At 41.8% G+C, this 19,462-nt stretch carries 12 protein-coding genes; 9 read left to right on the top strand and 3 right to left on the bottom strand.

The window, feature by feature from the left end; translation table 11 throughout:
• Positions 1-27 precede the first annotated feature (27 nt).
• The 3 genes from HYW21_04565 to HYW21_04555 all read left to right on the top strand — a co-directional run bounded on the left by HYW21_04565 (position 28) and on the right by HYW21_04555 (position 7,938).
• A complete protein-coding gene (locus HYW21_04565; protein MBI2548596.1) occupies positions 28-1,398 on the top strand; it encodes a cation:proton antiporter in 1,371 nt (456 codons plus the stop codon).
• 142 nt (positions 1,399-1,540) lie between these two features.
• Positions 1,541-3,211: a hypothetical protein gene (locus tag HYW21_04560; protein MBI2548595.1), complete on the top strand. Its 1,671-nt coding sequence runs from the start codon at positions 1,541-1,543 to the stop codon at positions 3,209-3,211.
• Complete coding sequence (locus tag HYW21_04555) at positions 3,193-7,938, top strand: PGF-pre-PGF domain-containing protein (protein ID MBI2548594.1); 4,746 nt, start codon at positions 3,193-3,195, stop codon at positions 7,936-7,938. Before HYW21_04560 ends, HYW21_04555 begins: the two co-directional genes overlap by 19 nt.
• 59 nt (positions 7,939-7,997) lie before the next feature.
• Here the strand turns inward: HYW21_04555 and ppsA are convergent, their stop codons facing one another.
• Positions 7,998-10,418: a phosphoenolpyruvate synthase gene (gene ppsA, locus HYW21_04550; GenBank protein ID MBI2548593.1), complete on the bottom strand. Its 2,421-nt coding sequence runs from the start codon at positions 10,416-10,418 to the stop codon at positions 7,998-8,000.
• Positions 10,419-10,503: 85 nt separating this feature from the next.
• Entirely contained in the window at positions 10,504-12,465 is a 1,962-nt protein-coding gene (gene acs / locus HYW21_04545) for an acetate--CoA ligase (GenBank protein MBI2548592.1), read from the bottom strand.
• Positions 12,466-12,754: 289 nt separating this feature from the next.
• Between acs and HYW21_04540 the strand changes: the two genes are divergently transcribed.
• The 5 genes from HYW21_04540 to HYW21_04520 all read left to right on the top strand — a co-directional run bounded on the left by HYW21_04540 (position 12,755) and on the right by HYW21_04520 (position 17,027).
• Positions 12,755-13,978, top strand: a complete 1,224-nt coding sequence (locus tag HYW21_04540) for a glycosyltransferase family 4 protein (GenBank protein MBI2548591.1) — start codon at positions 12,755-12,757, stop codon at positions 13,976-13,978.
• A gap of 1 nt (position 13,979) precedes the next feature.
• Positions 13,980-15,158: an alpha-amylase gene (locus tag HYW21_04535; GenBank protein ID MBI2548590.1), complete on the top strand. Its 1,179-nt coding sequence runs from the start codon at positions 13,980-13,982 to the stop codon at positions 15,156-15,158.
• 64 nt (positions 15,159-15,222) lie between these two features.
• Positions 15,223-15,714: a hypothetical protein gene (locus HYW21_04530; protein MBI2548589.1), complete on the top strand. Its 492-nt coding sequence runs from the start codon at positions 15,223-15,225 to the stop codon at positions 15,712-15,714.
• Between the two features lie 67 nt (positions 15,715-15,781).
• Positions 15,782-16,189, top strand: coding sequence for a hypothetical protein (locus tag HYW21_04525; GenBank protein ID MBI2548588.1), 408 nt, complete (start codon positions 15,782-15,784; stop codon positions 16,187-16,189).
• A 124-nt stretch (positions 16,190-16,313) separates the two neighbouring features.
• Positions 16,314-17,027, top strand: coding sequence for a phosphoglycerate mutase family protein (locus HYW21_04520; GenBank protein ID MBI2548587.1), 714 nt, complete (start codon positions 16,314-16,316; stop codon positions 17,025-17,027).
• On the opposite strand, the gene HYW21_04515 is transcribed toward HYW21_04520, so the two are convergent.
• Complete coding sequence (locus tag HYW21_04515) at positions 17,018-18,001, bottom strand: Lrp/AsnC family transcriptional regulator (protein ID MBI2548586.1); 984 nt, start codon at positions 17,999-18,001, stop codon at positions 17,018-17,020. The genes HYW21_04520 and HYW21_04515 overlap by 10 nt on opposite strands.
• Before the next feature lie 97 nt (positions 18,002-18,098).
• Here HYW21_04515 and HYW21_04510 point away from each other — a divergent pair, with 97 nt between their 5' ends.
• A complete protein-coding gene (locus HYW21_04510) occupies positions 18,099-19,454 on the top strand; it encodes an asparagine synthase (protein ID MBI2548585.1) in 1,356 nt (451 codons plus the stop codon).
• The last annotated feature ends 8 nt before the right edge of the window (positions 19,455-19,462 follow it).

Here is a 19,462-nt window from a genome sequence, read left to right as displayed (position 1 = left end):
GCTATAATCCTTGTAGCAACGTTGCTGATGAATTATGCTTTTGCAGATTCTGGTAAGGTGACGAGTAATCACAATTATGGGCTCACTTTTTTTTGGATTGCTGTTTTGCTTCTTGCAGCAAAGATCTCAGGTCTTGTTGAAAGATTAGGACAGCCCTCTGTTCTTGGTGAAATTCTTATTGGTATTCTCTTAGGAAATCTCGCCTTACTTGGCGTCTCTGTTTTTGAGCCGATTAAAACTGATCCATTCATTGCTTTCCTTGCTGAATTTGGGATTGTTCTTCTCTTATTCCATGTGGGATTAGAATCGAGCATTCATGAGATGAAGAAAGTTGGATGGAGGGCCTTGCTTGTGGCTTGCATTGGTGTTGCCGTCCCCTTTCTGTTAGCAACCTTGGTAGTAGGTCCACTGCTCTTTCCTGAGTCCTCATTTCAAGTCTATCTTTTCTTAGGTGCAACCTTAACCGCCACCTCAGTAAGCATCACTGCCCGTGTATTCAAAGACCTCGGAAAATTAACCATGAAGGAGGCACAGATTGTTTTAGGCGCTGCGGTTATTGACGACGTTTTGGGGTTAATCATCTTGGCAGTCGTCTCTGCCATTGTTACTTCTGGTGCAGTTAGTTTGCTCCAGATTAGCTGGATTACGCTTAAGGCAGTTCTTTTCTTGGCAGGAGCTATACTCTTAGGATCCTTTTTTGCTTCTCTCTTAGGACAGGGATTTTCAAAGATTCATACAGGCATTGGTATGAAGCTAACCTTAACCATTGCTTTTGGGCTTATTATTTCTTATATCGCACAACTCATTGGACTAGCTCCTCTTGTTGGAGCATTTGCAGCAGGGCTTATTTTAGAGCCGGTACACTTTCGCTATTTCAGAGAACCTGAGATTGTCGAAGAGATAAAAAAAGAGCATCTCAAAGCAGAACGTGCTAAAACAGAAAGTCCTTCTGTATCCGGAATGTCTGAAGTGTCTGGAATGTCAGGTGGGTTGTATGCCATTATCCAAAAACATGCTGACCGGCATATTATTGATCTTATAGAGCCAATAACACTCATCTTTGTTCCTTTATTCTTTGTAATGACGGGCGTTGTTGTTGATCTTACCGTACTTTTTGATCTGAAGATACTCCTTATTGCTTTAGGTGTAACGCTTGTTGCTGTTCTCGGAAAGTTATGTGCTGGCTTGGCTGCGGGCAACGTGAATAAATGGCTTGTTGGCTGGGGGATGGTTCCTCGAGGAGAAGTAGGTTTAATCTTTGCAACCATTGGAAAAGGACTTGGTGTTATCAATGATCAGGTGTATGCTATTATTGTTATTATGATCGTTATTTCTACCCTTATAACCCCTCCGATCTTGCATTACCTGCTTAAACACATGCCGAATAATAGAGTATAGAATAGGCATGGTATCCGTATGATTATTTCTGCCCGCAAAAAATTTAAAACCGAAAGGTATTTATATGTCCTATACCAAATCCGTATACTAATATAACTTTTTGCAAATCTAATAGTCCAAAAATGGAAAAGAGGTCGGAAAAATGGCGGTAGAAAAACGATTCTTTATAGCGGCAATTCTCGTGGTTTTTATCATTAGTTTGGGTGCACTGATTTATACGGTTGAGAATAAGTCATGCAGTGGTCCAGGTTGTAATGAGGTTACCGGTATGGCTATTGCAGAACAAGGCGTAGCTCTCAGTACGTATACTGATTCAGAAAAAGGTCTTGCCTTTGGTGCAGGTGTTGTTAATGGCCATAATGATCTCTATCTTTCCAAAACGTCTGATAATGAAAAATTCTTTCTTCTGGATGCTGGCGGTGTGATGAAGGTTACTACTAATTATGATACCCTTACCCAGGTTCCTCAAGGTGATACCTATTTCTCCACGATAGGTGTACAGAGTGATGGAGTTTATGTTGTCAAGACCTCTGCAGGGGATTATTTTAAACTTAAGGTGACGACGGTTAATGATAATAATGTTGTCCTTGATTATGAGCAGCTTGGAGGAGCAGGTGTTTTGGTACTTCCTTCAACTGCTGTTACCATCGGGCAATATAATGATGGAGCTGGCGGATCAGTTAATTTTACGAAAGTATCCAATGGAGACTACACGCCTCAAATAGGATCTCCTGCTGTTGACCTGATGTATGTACAACCCGTTCCATTAGCGGCCAATCAACTCTCTGGAGGAGCTGGGAGATTTTTGGCAGTCTATAATGGTACTATCTTTGAAGAATGGTCATCGACAGGCCGAATGACGGTTAATGCTATGGCTGATCCTCTTCAGCTTGGTCCTGAATGGGTTACAAACAGTACTCCTGTAGTCAATGGGATATACGGAGTTTATGCTAAGGATGGCAAATGTTATAAATTTACCATTGCAGAAGTAAACCCGAACAATGTTTCAACAGGAAGATTTGCAGCGGGAATGGACTATAGCCAATCAACTGGTTGTCGGTTCACCTCTCAATTAAAAGAATGGAATGTTGGTGGGCTTAAACTCGGATTGAATATTTCACTTGAAAATCATACCGGCGCTTTGAAGAATAACAGTTTTGGAGATCTTCGTTACTTAGATACGAGTCTACCCGCGGATAGTACTCCAGAACTTGCTCCAACGAGTGGTTATATCTTAAGAAGTGCTAATGCTAGCTTGGCTTCGATAACAACCGCGCCAGCAACAGAAAGCGGTCAATATTCTGGAAGCCTTGTTGCCAATCAGAGTAGCCATTATATCATCATTAGTGCTAATGGTACCAAGTGCTTTAAGTTTACGATAAATAGCGTGAGTAGTAACCCTGGAAGTAAATTCGCCTTGATCGGTGTTGGTGAATCTGCTAATTATGTTGCCAGCCAACAGCAGCAACAACCACAGGGACAACAAGGAGCAGTAACCGTAGCTATTCGACGTTGGAACGAAAGTCTAGGAGGAGCCACGGACAGTCTTAATATTTCAGCAAATGGTCCTCAAATGTTAAAGACAACCAATCCATGGGCAGATATGCGCTATCTGGATACTAATGCAGATGGTATTGCTGATTTGGATCCACGAAGTAGGGTTATCAAAATTACTGGTGTTAACGATGTTAGCCAGATTAATTCTACGCCAGGATTTGCTAACACCAGTTGGAAAACGCGTTTGGCTCCTATAGCCAATTCATTTTACGTTGTTGTTAATGAATTGAACACGAGTTGTTTCAGCTTAAGGTAGTCTATGCCAATGCCTCGGATACTGCAATGAATATAACGTTAGGAAACAAATCTACCTCGTTTAGTACCCAAGCTGGCTGTGTCTTTGGCCAACAACAACAACAACAGCAGCAACAACAGCAAGGACAACAGCAAGTCACTGCGGTTATTCCTCTCTGGGATACAACCATTCCAGGAAACACCCAGAGCATTAATATTTCAGCAACTGGTGCACAGATGTTGAAAACGAGCGAACCTTGGGCAGATGCTCGTTATAACGATCGTAATGGAGATAATGTTGCTGATATTGACGTACGAAGCAAAGTAATCAGAATGACGAGTGCGAGTAGTCTTGCAACTATCACTACAGCACCAGGGTTCTCGAATGCAAGTTGGCAACATGGCTTGACTCCTCAAGCAGGTGCATTTTACGTTGTCGTTAGCCAGCAGAATACAACCTGTTTGAGTCTTAAAGTAAACAGTTTTAATGCCAGTGCAATCAATATTACGCTTGGAAACAAATCTACTTCATTTAGTACCCAAAGTGGTTGTGTCTTCGGCGCACAACAGCAACAGCCAGAGCAACAACAACAGCCAGAGCAACAACAACAGCCACCACAGGATCAATTCTTCCATGATGATTTTGCTGGAAGTATCTGTACCTCACGGACAACGCAAAATGAATGTTCCTTAGCAAGCCAGTTTGGCGCTCCTTGTTTCTGGAATTTCACCGGATTAAATTGTGCTACACAAACGTTTGGTCAGGATCTCTATAAACAAGAGCAGGTAGTGTCGTGTAATCAAGTTTTTACCCAAAACATCTGTAATGCATTTAATAGCTCGATTTGTGTGTGGAACGCAACGACAAGTAGCTGTAGGTCAGCAGCAGGCTATAATGCCACGAGAGGAATTGCCTGTGCAAGTATTGTTGGTGTCGAAGTCTGTGAGATTCAGACGACTAATATCACTGAGTGTGGACCTCTAGGCTGTCAGGTTACGGGGCAGGTCAATCAAAGTGTTTGTACGACTAATAGCACTGCCTGTGGTAGCTTTACCCTCTTACCGAATTGTTGTGCGTGGAACGCTAGCTCGAGTAAATGCGAAGGTGCGCAGAACAACAGCTGCTTTGATCGGATAAGAACCGATAACCCCTTTAATACTGGCTGTCAGGGAGCACGAACACAAACAGATTGTAGTGCTGCAGCAGCTACCTATCAAATGCCGTGTGAATGGCGAAACGGATTCTGTGAATTCAAGGCAGACAATATGTTCGAGCAAGGCGCTGAGATGTTTGATCGCTCCTTTGATCAAATTAGCAGTGAAGCATCGTGCATTGCTGCAGGTGGCTTTTGGAAACAGCGTACGTTTACTGATCCTACGGGAAATACCAAGACTTTGAATGAGTGTGAAATGGGCTTTGGGTCTGAGAGGAAGAGTTGTAATGGGGCATGTTTTGCCTGCGAACAAAATGGATCAACTGCATGGCCAACAGCAGCACTCGCGCAATCTGCCTGTGAAAACTCTACCTTAGGATTCTGTCGCTGGCGCTTAGACTCGCATGCACCGAATGGTGTTGGTATTTGTGAAGACGATAATCGTTTTAGTTCCTTCGGAAACATGGGAAGCTGTGATACGGATTGTAAGGCCTGTGAGTTTACCTCCCCTGATCAGGTTGCAACAAAATGTCAGAACAGCCAAGCAGGCTGTACCATGGTAACCCGTAAGAATACCTGGGGAACAGAAGTGCATTGTGAAAGTAACTTAACGAAATCTTGTGTTGATGACTGCCGTATGTGTTTTGTTCAAGGGAACAGCAGCGATAACAACACCTGTCTCGGCAGTCCACGAACCTGTGAATGGGAGTCTACGTATCATTTCTGTAAGCCTGTAGGCCAGACCGTTGAATTCTGTGCTGACAGCATTGATAATGACAATGATGGTATGATTGATTGTAAAGATACAGACTGTTTCAACACGAATCAGCCATGGTTAAGTGACCCAGCCTGTGGTGCAGATATGTTTAAGGACTTTAAATCTGGAAGCCGGAATCTGAATACGTTTTTTAGTGCTGATGGTGGAGACTTTATGCTGATGGCCAATCGTATGATGGAAGAGGGCGGAGATCCGGGAAGGCCCATCATCCTTGGAACCGACCAAAGTGGCGATGCTACACCCGGGTCGGTTAATATGCGTGACTTTGGATTAAAGGACAAGCCTAAGGCATTTAGCTTTGGTGTAACGGTAACCAATGTTTCTGGAGCAGCCCGTTGTCGGGAAACTCTAGGAGCAACTGGTACTGATAATGTGAGCATGTTTGTCTACATGGATAGTGATAACAACGTCACCAATAACTGTAGAAGTATGGAAAACAATTTTACCGGCTTTGAGTTTTACTTCAGCTTGGTAAGCGAATGGAATGGTACAGGCGCTAACGAGAAGCGTGTTGCCAGGATTTGTGCAAATAACAGCTGGCAGGCATCGTCCATTGTTCTCTCGGCAGATTACCGACGGGATTGTCAGTTTATCCAGGGAATCAGCATGAATGTCAAGAAGTCAGACCTCTTGAATTACAATCAGTTGTACAACACAACCGTGCCTGTGCGTCTCTACGTGACCACTGCGGGAGGAAATAGGGGCGCAACTAATCCGAGCGACGTCCTTGACAACGGTCCGGTCTATTACACCCCAGGTGCATTTGATGTCAAAAAAGAACGATGTGATTTAGTCGGTGTAGACTATGACGGAGATAATATTACTGCTGAGCAAGATCCAGATTGCAGCGACTTCCTCCGTTATGGGTATGTACGTCTTGAAGGAGGCCCTGAATGCCGTGATGGTCTTGACAATGATCAGAATGGGCAGGCTGATTGTGCAGATCCGAGTTGTTCCTTTGATTTTGCCTGTAGGAATGTGGTTAACTTTACCAATGATAAGCGAGCACCTACTATTAAGATGCAGAAGGATTTAAAGTTCCCTGACGCTCTTGAAATCAAGTGGATAACTGACGAAGCTTCAACAGGATCTGTTGAGTTTTACAACGATCAGAATTGTACTGCGTTAAACATAACGGTTACCGAGCCCTACTTTGCGTTCCCCTACTCGAGCAGTCACAAGGTATTCCTTGATCAAGCAAGGCTTGGGTTTGGGTTGTCGGCAAATATGACCTACTACTACAAATATGCAGGAGCCGATCAGGTTAACAATACCTACAAGAGTGCTTGTCTCAACGCAACTACAGCTGCCGCAGCAACTGCAACTGATTGTCCTAAATGTTTTCCTGTGCTGGACTTTGCCTTTACTCCACCAGTTCAGGATATAACCAATCCACGGGGAAGACTCAACATGAGATTTGATTTAGGGGGCGGAGCTTCACAAGTCAACATAAATCTCAGCAATTCCTCAACCCAGGCACAACAGATCAACTACAGTCAGGGACAAAACACAACCGTTGTTTTGAACAATCCAAGCTCGTCTGTTCCGTGGGAGATTCAGCTTGTTGGTGTTGATATTACCAGCACACCGGCAACATCCTTTAGCAATCTCTCTACAGCAATCTTGTATAACCAAACCAATGGAAGTCGTGGATCTAACAGTTCCCTTATTGGTTTAAGTGGTTCTGTTTATACGGCACTTATCCAAGAGTGGAGGCCACAACGTGTTCGTATTAAGGTTCAGGGAGAAGGTACGAAACTGTACCATTATTCTGAAACTAATGTTACCGACAAGTTTGATGTTACCACAAATGCAACACGAATGGGTTACAACAGTACGGATAACACCACCCAATGGGAGTTTGCTACCGGGCTTTTGGGATTTAGTCTCTATGGAGGAGACGATTGCAATGCCAGTTGGTCGTGTTCCGGATGGGGTACGTGTACGAATAATGTGAAGTATTGTACCGGAGGTTGGGTTGACAGTAACAGTTGTGGTGTAGCATACGCTGGATCTAACTCAACCAGTTGTACCAGTGAGAGTCAAGATCAAGGTACATCCAGTGGAGGCTCAGTCTCTCCAGGATCTGGAGGATCAGGACCACAGAGTAGTATTAGTCCTCCTGCACCAAGTGCAGGAACTGCTGCAGCAAAAGCCCAGTTTATCCTTAGCAACTTGAATCAAGGAGCAAATAAAGTTAAGGTTGCTGACACCAACATACCGGTGAGTGAGATTGTCTTTACCCTTGATAAGGCTGTTGGTACTCTTGGATTTACGGTTGCAGCACTTGAAGGAGAGCCAGAGACGGTTAATGTTTACAGTGGTACGGTCTATAAGTACCTGGAGATTGGAACTGAAGCAATTAGCCCTGAACGAATAACCAGCGTTATCATTCGCTTTGCAGTGCCAAAGGCGTGGCTCACCGAAAATAATCTTGCAGAAGAGGATATTGTTCTCCTTCGCAACGATAATGGCTGGAAACGTTTGGTTACTGAGAAAGAGAGTAGCGACGATACCATGGTTAAGTACTGGGCAGGTTCTCCAGGCTTCAGTGTCTTTGCCATTGCAGCAAAACCAGGAACAGAATCCTTAACGCAACAGGAAGTTCCTGTGGAAGAACCTGTTCCAGAAACAACGCAGCCTCTTGAGCCAACCCCAGAGCAAGAACCGCCTCTCGAACCACAACCAACAGTACAGGAAGAACCACCAACGAGTCAACGTTGGATCTGGATAGTTGTTGTCGTCCTTGTTGTTGGAGGGCTTGGTGTACTCTTCTTTAAATCAAAGAAGAAGGGAGAACAAAAGAAGGAAGCATAAACTTCTTTATTTTTTCTTTTATCTTTTTCTTGAATGTTATGATTGCCTTTTTACAATCGTTACTTCAGTTGTTTCTTTTTTCGCTTCTTTTCTTCTGCAGCAATGGTCAATGTTGTTTTGATGATAGCATCAGGACTTAATGAAATACTGTCAATGCCACAATCAACAAGAAATTCTGCAATCTCTGGAAATGAGCTTGGAGCATCTCCACAGATACCAATTTTTCTTTTTTTCTTTTTTGCTACAGTTATGACTTGCTTAATAAGCCTTCGTACTGCTTCGTTACGCTCGTCAAAGATATGAGCGACAAGTTCTGAATCCCTATCGAGTCCGAGCGTTAGCTGCGTAAGGTCGTTACTACCAATACTAAACCCATCAAAAATATCAGCGAAGAGGTCTGCGAGAATAACGTTCGAGGGTATTTCACACATCACATATACTTCTAACCCGTTCTTTCCACGTTTCAGTCCATATTTTTCCATCTCTACCAACACCTTTTTTCCTTCCTCAACTGTTCGGCAGAATGGTATCATGATCTTAACATTGGTAAGGCCCATCAGATCTCTCACTAAAGCAAGTGCTTTACATTCTAGCCCAAATGCTTCACGATAACGGTCATCATAGTACCTGGAAGCGCCTCTCCAGCCAATCATGGGATTACGTTCTGTAGGTTCATAGAGACGCCCACCAACAAGATCTGCATATTCATTGCTCCGAAAATCACTTAAACGGACAATAACATCGTGCGGATAGAATGCAGCACCGATCATTGCAATCCCATGGGCAAGTTTGCTTACATAAAAACTGGTTTTATCTGGGTATCCTTTGGTAAGCGACTCAATCTGCTCTTTGAGGCTTTCATCCTTCAACTGGTTGAAATGGACTATGGCAAGAGGATGTACCTTGATGTAGTTGCTGATGATGAATTCTTGACGCGCAAGCCCCACACCTTGGCTGGGTAAAAAACTGAGGTCAAATGCCTTTTCCGGATTACCAACGTTCATCATGATTTTTGTTTTTGTCTGTGGTACTTCATCTAGGTTCATTCGTTCGATATCAAACTTAAGTTGTCCCTCATAAACGAAGCCAGTTTCTCCTTGTGAGCAATCTACGGTTACTCCTTGTCCTTGTTTTATGACGTCTGTGCCATTATCGGTGCCTACCATGCAGGGTATGCCTAATTCACGACTGATGATGGCTGCATGACACGTCCTTCCACCCCTATTCGTGACAATTGCTGCTGCAATTTTCATAACCGGTTCCCAATCAGGGTCAGTCATATCGGTAACAAGAACCTGGCCTTTTTTGAAACGACCAATCTCACTAACATTTTTGATGATAGTAGCCTTTCCTGCACCTATTTTGTCACCGACGCTGCTTCCCGTAACAAGGACTTTTCCTTTCTCTTGGAGTTTGTATCTTTCATACACATTGCGTGTTTTTTGTGAGTGAACGGTCTCAGGACGTGCTTGAACAATGAATAACTCATTTGTTGATCCATCTTTTGCCCATTCCATGTCCATGGGTTTATAGTTCCCTGCCTTTTTACTATAGTGATCTTCGATAGTGCATGCCCAACGAGCTAATGTTAGGATTTCTTCATTGCTGAGCACATAGCGCATACGATCTACGGCATCGACTTGGACATTGATCGTGTTTTTATTCCCATGAAGATCATAGATCATCTTTACCGCTTTTTCTCCAAGCTTTTTGGAAAGAATGGGCTTATACCCTTGCTTTAAGGTCGGCTTAAAGACATAGTATTCATCAGGATTTACCGCACCTTGGACAACGTTTTCTCCTAACCCATAGGCTGCGGTAATGAAGACGACATTCTTGAAACCAGACTCGGTATCAATAGAGAACATAACACCGCTACCTGCTAAATCAGAGCGAACCATTTTTTGGATACCAATAGATAATCCCACGGCAAAATGATCAAAGCCTTTATCAACCCGATAGGAGATTGCCCTATTGGTAAAGAGCGAAGCAAAACATTTCTTGCATGCTTCAAGGAGCGCATGCTTTCCTTTAATATTGAGGTATGTTTCCTGTTGTCCTGCAAAACTTGCGTCAGGAAGATCTTCTGCTGTTGCTGAGCTTCGAACAGCAACGTCAGTATCTTCGCCGTACTGTTTACACAGTTTCTCATACGCAGCAAACAACTCGTTCTGAAGTTCTTTAGGAAACTCAACTGATTTAATGAGTTCTCTCACTTTATGTCCGCGTTGTGATAGATTACGCATATTTCGTGTATTCAGATCCGAGAGCGTTTCTTTGATTCTAGTTTCAATCCCCGCATTTTTCAGAAGATAGTGATATGCATGAGCAGTAACAGCAAAGCCATTGGGAATGTTAATACCTTTGGGCGTGAGATGACGGTACATTTCACCAAGCGAAGCATTTTTTCCTCCCACGAATGGAACATCTTCAATGCCAAGTTGGTTAAACCAGAGAATGAACTGTTTTGCTTTGTCCATAGGATAACCCCCTTCTTTTTTTAATCTACTTCTGTCTTTGTGACCAGTGTATACATCCAAAACCAACAAAGTATTTAAATCTTTATTATTGCCGTTCTTTGAGTAACTGCTCAACGACACTGGGATCGGCAAGTGTTGTGGTATCACCCAATTCAGTACTTCCCTCTGCAATTGCCCGTAAAATCCTGCGCATGATTTTTCCGCTTCTTGTTTTTGGCAGTGAGTCTGCAAATTGGATTTTATCCGGCTGTGCAATAGGTCCGATCTCTTTTCTAACATGAAGACTGAGCTCTTCCTTGAGTTTATCCGATTTTTGCTTTCCTGTTTTGAGGGTGACAAAAGCATAGAGGGCTTGACCCTTAACGTTGTGTGGCATGGGTACAACAGCAGCTTCAGCCACTGATGTATGGCTTACCAAAGCACTTTCTACCTCTGCGGTGCCAATACGATGACCCGAGACATTGACAACATCATCGATTCTTCCCATAATCCAAAAATATCCGTTTTCATCTTTTTTTGCGCCATCCCCGGTCAAATACATATTCTTAAATTTGCTGAAATAGGTTTTGACATACCGTTCTGGATCCTTCCAAACACTTCTTGCTATTGCAGGCCATGAATTCTTGATGACAAGATAGCCTCCTTCGTTTGTTCCTGCTTCACTTCCATCTTCTTTGAGAACAGCTGGCTCAATACCAAAAAAGGGAAGGGTTGCAGATCCAGGTTTGAGATCAATAGCACCAGGAAGCGGTGTAATAAGAATTCCTCCTGTTTCTGTCTGCCACCAGGTATCAACAATAGGGCATTTTTTGTTTCCTATTACCGTGTAATACCACATCCATGCTTCGGGATTAATAGGCTCTCCCACACTGCCCAAGAGCCGTAGTGAACTGAGATTATGTTTCTTTGGCCAGGTATCTCCGTCTTTCATCATTGCTCTGATTGCAGTAGGTGCTGTATAGAAGATGGTCACTTTGTATCGTTCAACGATCTCCCAAAATCTGTCTGGTTGTGGATAGTTGGGAACACCTTCAAACATAACGGTTGTTGCTCCATTGAGCAGCGGGCCATAAACAAGATAGGTATGTCCGGTAACCCAGCCACAATCTGCCGTGCACCAGTGAATATCGTTGTCTTTAAGATCAAAAATATATTTAGTAGTGAGGTAGGCATACACCATATACCCGCCAGTTGCATGGATAACTCCTTTGGGATTTCCTGTCGTACCACTGGTGTAAAGAATAAACAACGGGTCCTCTGCATCCATTGGTTCTGGTTTAGGCATACCATTTTGTTGGTGTTGATTTATTTCCTCATGCCACCAACTATCTCTTCCTTTTTTCATAGCAACCTTATTTTTTGCCCATTGAAAAACAATGACTTTTTTTACGGATGGACAGTCTTGTAATGCGTCATCAACATTTGGTTTTAAGGGTATGACTTTTCCATGGCGAAAGCCTCCGTCTGCAGTAATGATCATGGCTGCTTCACTATCTTGTGCTCTTTTTTTTATCGATGCTGCGCTGAATCCGCCAAAAATAACGCTATGAATAGCACCAACTCTTGCACAAGCGAGCATGGCAATAGCGAGTTCAGGGATCATGGGCATATAGATACAGACACGGTCTCCTTTGGTGATGTTCTTTGCCTTCATTAGATTCGCGAATCGGCAGACTTCACGATGTAACTGTTCGTAGGTATAGGACCGTTTTTCTCCATTTTCTCCTTCCCAGAGAATAGCTATTTTATCTTTTACCTTTGTCGTGAGGTGTCTGTCTAGACAATTAGCACAGACATTTGTTTTTCCTCCAACAAACCACTGGACAAAGGGTTTCTTAGGAGAGGCGAAGACCTTCCTCCAAGGTTTGTACCATTCTAATTCTTTGGCAATGGTTCCCCAGAATTGCTCTGGATCTTTGATAGACTGTTGATATCTTTTCTGATATTCTTCATAAGAACCTATATGAGCATTCTTTCGAAATGCCTGCGATGGAGAAAAATGTCGTTTTTCGACAAGCATTGAATCGATCTTTCCTGTGATGTCCATTGCCCTCACCTCTTTCACCGGTCTTTCATTGATTTCTTTCATAAACAGGAAAGGTCTTCTATAAAAATATTCCTTTTCGTATTCTTACTACTTTCCCGTTAAAGAGAAAGCTTAATAAAGGAGATCTTCTTCAATGTGCCCAGCTGCATTAGTAAAACACCGAGTATAAGCCGAACCAATAGAAAGTATGCTCTTAGTTCCTCATAATGTTAGGACTAAGATGTTTTAGTATCGTATAGCATCTTTTTGTCAGTATCGGGCACAGAAAAAAGAGGTATTTAAGAGTAAAATGCGTGTCCTTATGTTCGGGTGGGAATTCCCTCCCTTTAATCAAGGCGGACTTGGTACTGCCTGCCACGGTCTCACCAAAGGTTTAGTCAATAATGGCGTCGATATTACCATTGTCCTTCCTCAGCAACCTGAAGGCATCGTCATACCTCATGTTAACTTTCTTGTTCCTTCAGATCATTTCAGGATGATTCGTGGAGTTCCTGCTTTTTTTGTTCCTTATGATAGTCCCGATGCTTATCTCGTACGAAAGAATGCTCACGAGGGGAAGTCTCTTTATGGCAAGGACCTCTTTCAGGAGGTTTACCGGTATGCCATGGCTATTGCAGAGCTGGTAAAGGATCATCCTTTTGAGATTATTCATGCCCATGATTGGATGACCTTTCCTGCAGCTATGCTTGTTAAGCAGGAAACACATAAACCCATGGTCGTCCATATTCATGCAACTGAATTTGACCGTGGAGGTGGAAATTGCAATCAAGCAGTTTATGCCATAGAGCGTACAGGAATGCATGCTGCTGATCATATTATTACGGTAAGTAACTACACCAAAAACATGATTGTCCAGCATTACGGCATTCCGCCTGAAAAGATTTCTGTTGTTTACAATGCACTTGATAATTCATTTTTTTCTCCGTCCTTGGATGAGTTTAGCTCTCGGTGGACTGATGATAAGGTAGTGTTATTTCTCGGTAGAATGACACTCCAAAAAGGTCCAGATTATTTCTTGTATGCAGCTAAAAAGGTCTTAGAGCTAGATGACAAGGTTACTTTTATTATGGCTGGAAGCGGAGATATGGAAGGGTATCTTATCAGTAAGGCAGCAGAATTAGGCATTGGACACAAGATTTTCTTTACGGGCCAGCTTCGTGGAGAAGACGTTAGTAAAATGTATCGTATGGCAGATGTTTATGTTATGCCCTCTGTTTCTGAACCTTTTGGCATAACGCCTCTTGAGGCACAGTATCATAATGTTCCGGTCATTATTTCAAAGCAGTCAGGTGTTTCTGAAGTCTTACATCATTGCTTAAAGGTTGACTTTTGGGATGTTGATGCTTTGGTTAATGCAATGCACGCGGTTATTCACCATCAGCCACTTCATGATTGTTTAAGCATGAATGGGAAAGATGAGGTACAAACATTTCAATGGGATACTGCTGCTACACGATGCGTCTCTGTTTATGAACAAGTCTTTCAGCAAATAGCTTCACGAGAGGTGAGTTAAGATCGTTGGCGTTTGTTTTTATTTTCAAGTTCATCAACCCTGTCGGTTACGAAATTACCGAGTGTTTGATATAGGTCATAATCATCAGTATTTTGATGAGGAAAAAAATAAGACGATTATGCAGAAGGTTGCAAAAAAGTGTTATCTCCCTGCAAATGCACTTTTACATCGACTTATCAAAGAAAATAATGGTTCCTTTAAAGTTTCCTTTAGTATTACCGGTATATTTCTTGAACAATGTGCTCATTACGTTCCCGAAGTTCTTGAAAGTTTTCGTCAGCTTGCTGCAACAGGATGTGTTGAATTCTTGGGAGAAACATATTACCATTCTTTAGCATATCTCTATGCGAGAGATGAATTCAATGAACAGGTTCAACAGCATCATGAACTGATGCAGCAGACCTTTGGGAAGACACCAGTTATTTTTCGAAATACTGAACTGATCTATAATAATGAGCTTGCCCATCATGTTGAAAAAATGGGGTATCAAGGTGTTCTTGCAGAGGGTGCTGATCATATTCTCGGATGGAAAAGTCCTAATTTTCTCTACCGCGCAAAAACAACAAATGCATTGAAATTGCTGCTTAAGAATTACCGATTATCTGATGATATTGCCTTCCGCTTCAGTAGTCGTGATTGGAGCGAATGGCCATTAACCGCGCCAAAATTTAGTCAGTGGCTTTCTGCTATTAATGGGAATGGTCATATTGTTAATCTTTTCATGGATTATGAAACACTCGGTGAACATCAATGGGAAGAGACAGGCATTTTTGCATTTCTCGAGCATCTTCCTCACGAGATCTTAAAGCATTCTGATAACTTTTTTCTTTTGCCCAGTGAAGTTATCCATCAATTTGAACCGGTAGGAGAACTTGATATCCATAATCCTATTTCGTGGGCTGATATTGAGCGTGATGTGAGTGCATGGCTGGGAAATACTATGCAACAAGCTGCAATTCGAGAACTTTACACACTGGAAGCACCAATTAAAGCGTCAAAAAATCCGGAGCTTTTGAAAGACTGGCGTCGACTGCAAACCAGCGATCATTTTTACTACATGTGCACGAAATGGTTTGCTGACGGGGATGTTCACAAGTATTTCAACCCGTATGACAGTCCTTATGAAGCATACATCACGTTTATGAATATTATTGCTGATCTAAAAAAAAGAATTACCTAGCCTAATATGATATTAGCCAGTAGGTGATGAACGAGTTGACGAGTCAAGAAATGAGGTGATCCCTATGGGGAGAAAACATAGATCTGGAAACAAAACAATAGCAGAGCATAAGCATAGAATAGCTCCTATCAAGCATGAAACAAATGGAACAATACCTAATGAAACGTTACTCAAGGATCAAAGTACGGCAAAAAAAGAGGTTCACATTCCTATAACAACAGTGAAGCACATTGATGTGCCGCTTGATGAAACTCTCCTTGATGTAACGCGAACTCTTACTAATAATAAGCTGTTTCATGATGTTCATGAAGATGTTCATTTTGTGTTAATGGATGGTCGACGGTTGAAGAATTTATTAGAGCTCGTCGATGCTCTTGATACTATGGGAGATGATATTTACCATCATCATGTTAATGAATCTCGCAATGATTTTTACAACTGGATTCATGATGTTTATCATGAGATTGATCTTGCAAATCAAATCCTTGAAAACCCCGGTAGACATCATCTTCAAAAATCAATAATGCGACATATGTTGAGAAAAATCCAAGTCTAGAAAAATGTTTGGAGAAAGATAAGTAAAATATTGACTATAAAATATTAACTATTCCGAGGTTGAGATTATGGAACAACAAAAAGCACAAGAGATCTTACAACCCATTGAAGATAGCCACCAATATTTTCGCTTGCATATGGGGCACGAATTAAGAAGTCTAGAAGAACTTGACGATGCGCTTGCGGCTATGCCGGACGAGATGTTTTACCATCATGTTAACAATGAAAAAAATGATTTTTATGAATGGGTTAAATGGGTTATTCAAGATGAGGAGCTTGCAGAACAGATAAGAAACATTCAACGAAGAGAAGACATGATGCTCGTTGTTGAACAACGTATCATTTGGCTGCAAAAATATGTCAAGCGTGATGAACTCTTGAAGCTGTTTAAAAGCGAATGGTTTTATATTGAGCTGCTTTTCGGTTTGGTGGTCGGTGTTCTCATCGGCTATGTGGTGAGTGTTTTATTTTTGTAACTATAGTAGCATTGCTGGAGTTTTTTTGGCACCAAAGAAGAAATCGACGAAAATCTAACTCACCAATCGGAGATACTAAGGGTGAAACAGAATATTTATTAATAAGTTTAAATGGCACGCATGAATGCTTGCTGTTTTATTGAGACATGGGGAAACCGTTGCAAACAGAAACAGAGAAATTGATGGACAGCGTGATGGAACCCTGACGGAAAGAGGAAGAACAGTCGATGCCAGAAATATTGGATTACTGTTGGATTATTTTCAACCAGCAAAGATTGATTCAACCGATCTTAGAAGAGGAACAGATACACTTGATTATGCACAACGATTTGCAGCAACAGCCGATCACCAAGGATATGCCACCCATGGATTTCTGAGAGAAGTACATTATGGATCACTACAAGGCTGTAGTGCAGAGCAAGTAGTTGCACAATGCCGAGAAAGAGGATTGGGTGAGATAGTAAGAAGGATTAGACCTGGTATCGAACTTCTACCTCCGCCTTTGAGAAGGCAACTCGAAGAGCATTTTGGTATTGAGAGTCTCGAAAGCATCCAAGAACGGGTTCAAGAGATTCTTGCAATGGGAACAACCTATGCTCGTCAGGGAATGAGTACATGGGTAGTCAACACTCATGGGGGATTCATTAGTTATCTTCTGGAACGAACGCAAGAAGGAACCTGTGGAAGCGCTCTTCGTTCAAGAACAGAAGGAGGTCATTATTACCAAGGCCATGATGAAGTTTCTCTCGTAAACTTTAGAGCAGATAGTTCAGTAACGGTTGTTGCAGCTAATGCTAATATTCAGACGCTACTGAGAAATGGGAGATCTTATGGTTGAATACTCGGACAGAAATTGTACTTATACACCTGATAGATGTGCAGGGTAGAATAATCTTTGAGAATATCATTGAATGTTGTCTTAATCTCCATCATAATTTCCCGAAATTGCTCTGCATCTAGAACCTCCATATCAATTTCAAATTCCCAAGGGCCCAAGGACTTCACAATATAAACAATATGTGGATTCAATCTGCAGTATTCACGTAATGCCTGCTGTCGTTGTTCAGTGATGTTTCTAAATCCAATAAGGACTTTATAGTGCAGGAAAGGATAACAGGCTTCATTAGGAACAATGTTATAATGGCGTATGACCCCTGATCTTTCTAGTTTTCTTATTCGTGTTGCAACAGCATCAGCACTCAAGGAAACTTCTTTTGCAAGAGAAACAGCAGATGTTCGTGAGTTTTTCCCAAGAAGGAATAGTATCTTCCAATCATAGGTATCCAGTGTGAGAGGAGTAGGGACAGCACCAAAAAAAGATTCACGATACGCACTGGGTTCTTTTGCATGAGCTAAATAATCACGAATAAAGTATTCACCTCGAATGATGGTAGCGATTTGTCGCTCAGCAATATAAGCCCCAAACAACTTGTTCAATTCTGTTATAGTCTTATCAAGAAATGCCATATCCTTGGCCCAGGTACCAAAGGCAAGATCAAACCTCCCATCACAATGAGCAACCCAAACAACATTCTGATGATTGACTAAAAATGCAAGTAATTCTTTTTCTTTTCCTTTGTCAAGGTTTTGGAGTCTAAGAAAGTTTTTATGAACGGTAAATCCAAGTTTTGAAATGTCTATGACGGAATAAAAAAAAGAAATGAGTTTTTCTTTGATAAGTCGTTTAATTCTGAAACCAACAACCTGTTTGGAAAGCCCTACTTTTTTAGCGATTTCAGAGTTTGATTGTCGGGAATTGATATCGAGCTCGTAGAGGATCTTTCTATTTTTCACATCAAGCGAGAGGGACATAACTATAATAAATCGCTTTTTTAATATAAATTTAACGATTTTGTAAAAAAAAATAGGAAATAGTTTAATATAGTCAGTGTAACTTCAAAGGAGTAATATGGCCCAATCCTTTAGAGTAATTGATATTCGACAAAAGGGTATATTCCCCAGTGTTGGGTATCGCTTCTCAACAATGAAAGAAACCAGAAACAACGTAGTCCTTGAACGAGACTTTCTTGGAGAGAATCCCCTTCACTATTATATTGACATAAATGCAGGTGAGCTTATTGTTGGTCACAATATTGCAGATCTCAAGGATTATTTGGAGAAGAAGGAAAGGGTGTTTAGCTGGGAATGGGTACGGGCAGTATCAAACAATACCCGAGTTACGGTCAATAATGCCACCTTTGCTTCAGCCTCGCCACTCGATGAAGAAAGAGGACCAACATTGGAGAAGTATGATCCACCAACCTTATCCTCAGACTCTATCGATTATAGGAACATTGCTGACGTAGGAAAGAAAGTACGAAGACTCTTAGATAGATCAGTGGCAGAAAGAATGGCAACAATTGATGACACTCATATTGGATTACTGCTTTCAGGTGGGCTCGACAGTATGAGCATTGGTTACGTGCTTTCCCAAGTTAGGGAACAGGAAAGGGATCAAACACGACAGAAAAGAATTATTGCATACACCTTAAAAGTTGATGACGATAACCCAGACGTGGTAAGAAGCAGAGAACTTGCCAAACGATTTTATCTTGATCTAACAGAAGTCAAGGTAAGCGAGGATGAAACAGGCATAACAATAACTCTGGAAAGATACAATCCAGAAAGAGAACAACAGTATACAAAAAGAATCGCTGAGGGCATAGTGTTGGAGAATGTCGTACGAGAATCATTAAAAGTAAGCGGAAATCCAAAGAAAGACAATATGTTTTGTGCCGTAGCAATGTCCCTGATAGGCCGAGCTATTCAAGCTGAGGGCATAACAACGGTTTTCTGCGGTGAAGGGCCTAATGAAATGATCAATGATTATGGGCTTAATCCACGGGATTCAGGATATGGTACTGAAGATAAAGGAGATGTTCATTTTCGAGAGGCCTTGACCTTTGGGGTAAAGAAATTGGATCGAGAATTAGGCCGTGGTGGATTAGCAAAGCATGCTACGGCTCGTATGGGAAAGATGTTTGCACAGTATGGCATACGGTTAGAATCTCCCTACTTTACCAGAGAAATCGCAAGAGTAATGACTAGAATACCACATATAACGAGCTATGACACCATCAAACAGCATCTTGTTCATGCAATGTTTGTGGGAGAAGACCTTGATGGATTCATTGAGGGTACAACAAAAGAGAAATTTCAGGATGGATCCGGGATAACAAGATTATTACAGAACTATGATCAACAAAGGTTAGTGGATATGTTTGCGGAAATTTATGGTATTTACAAGTCAGGGTATTTACGGTAAAGTATCTC

The sequence above is a fragment of the Candidatus Woesearchaeota archaeon genome (assembly GCA_016187565.1).
Classification (GTDB): domain Archaea; phylum Nanobdellota; class Nanobdellia; order Woesearchaeales; family JACPJR01; genus JACPJR01.
This window is presented reverse-complemented; position numbering and strand designations above follow the sequence as displayed.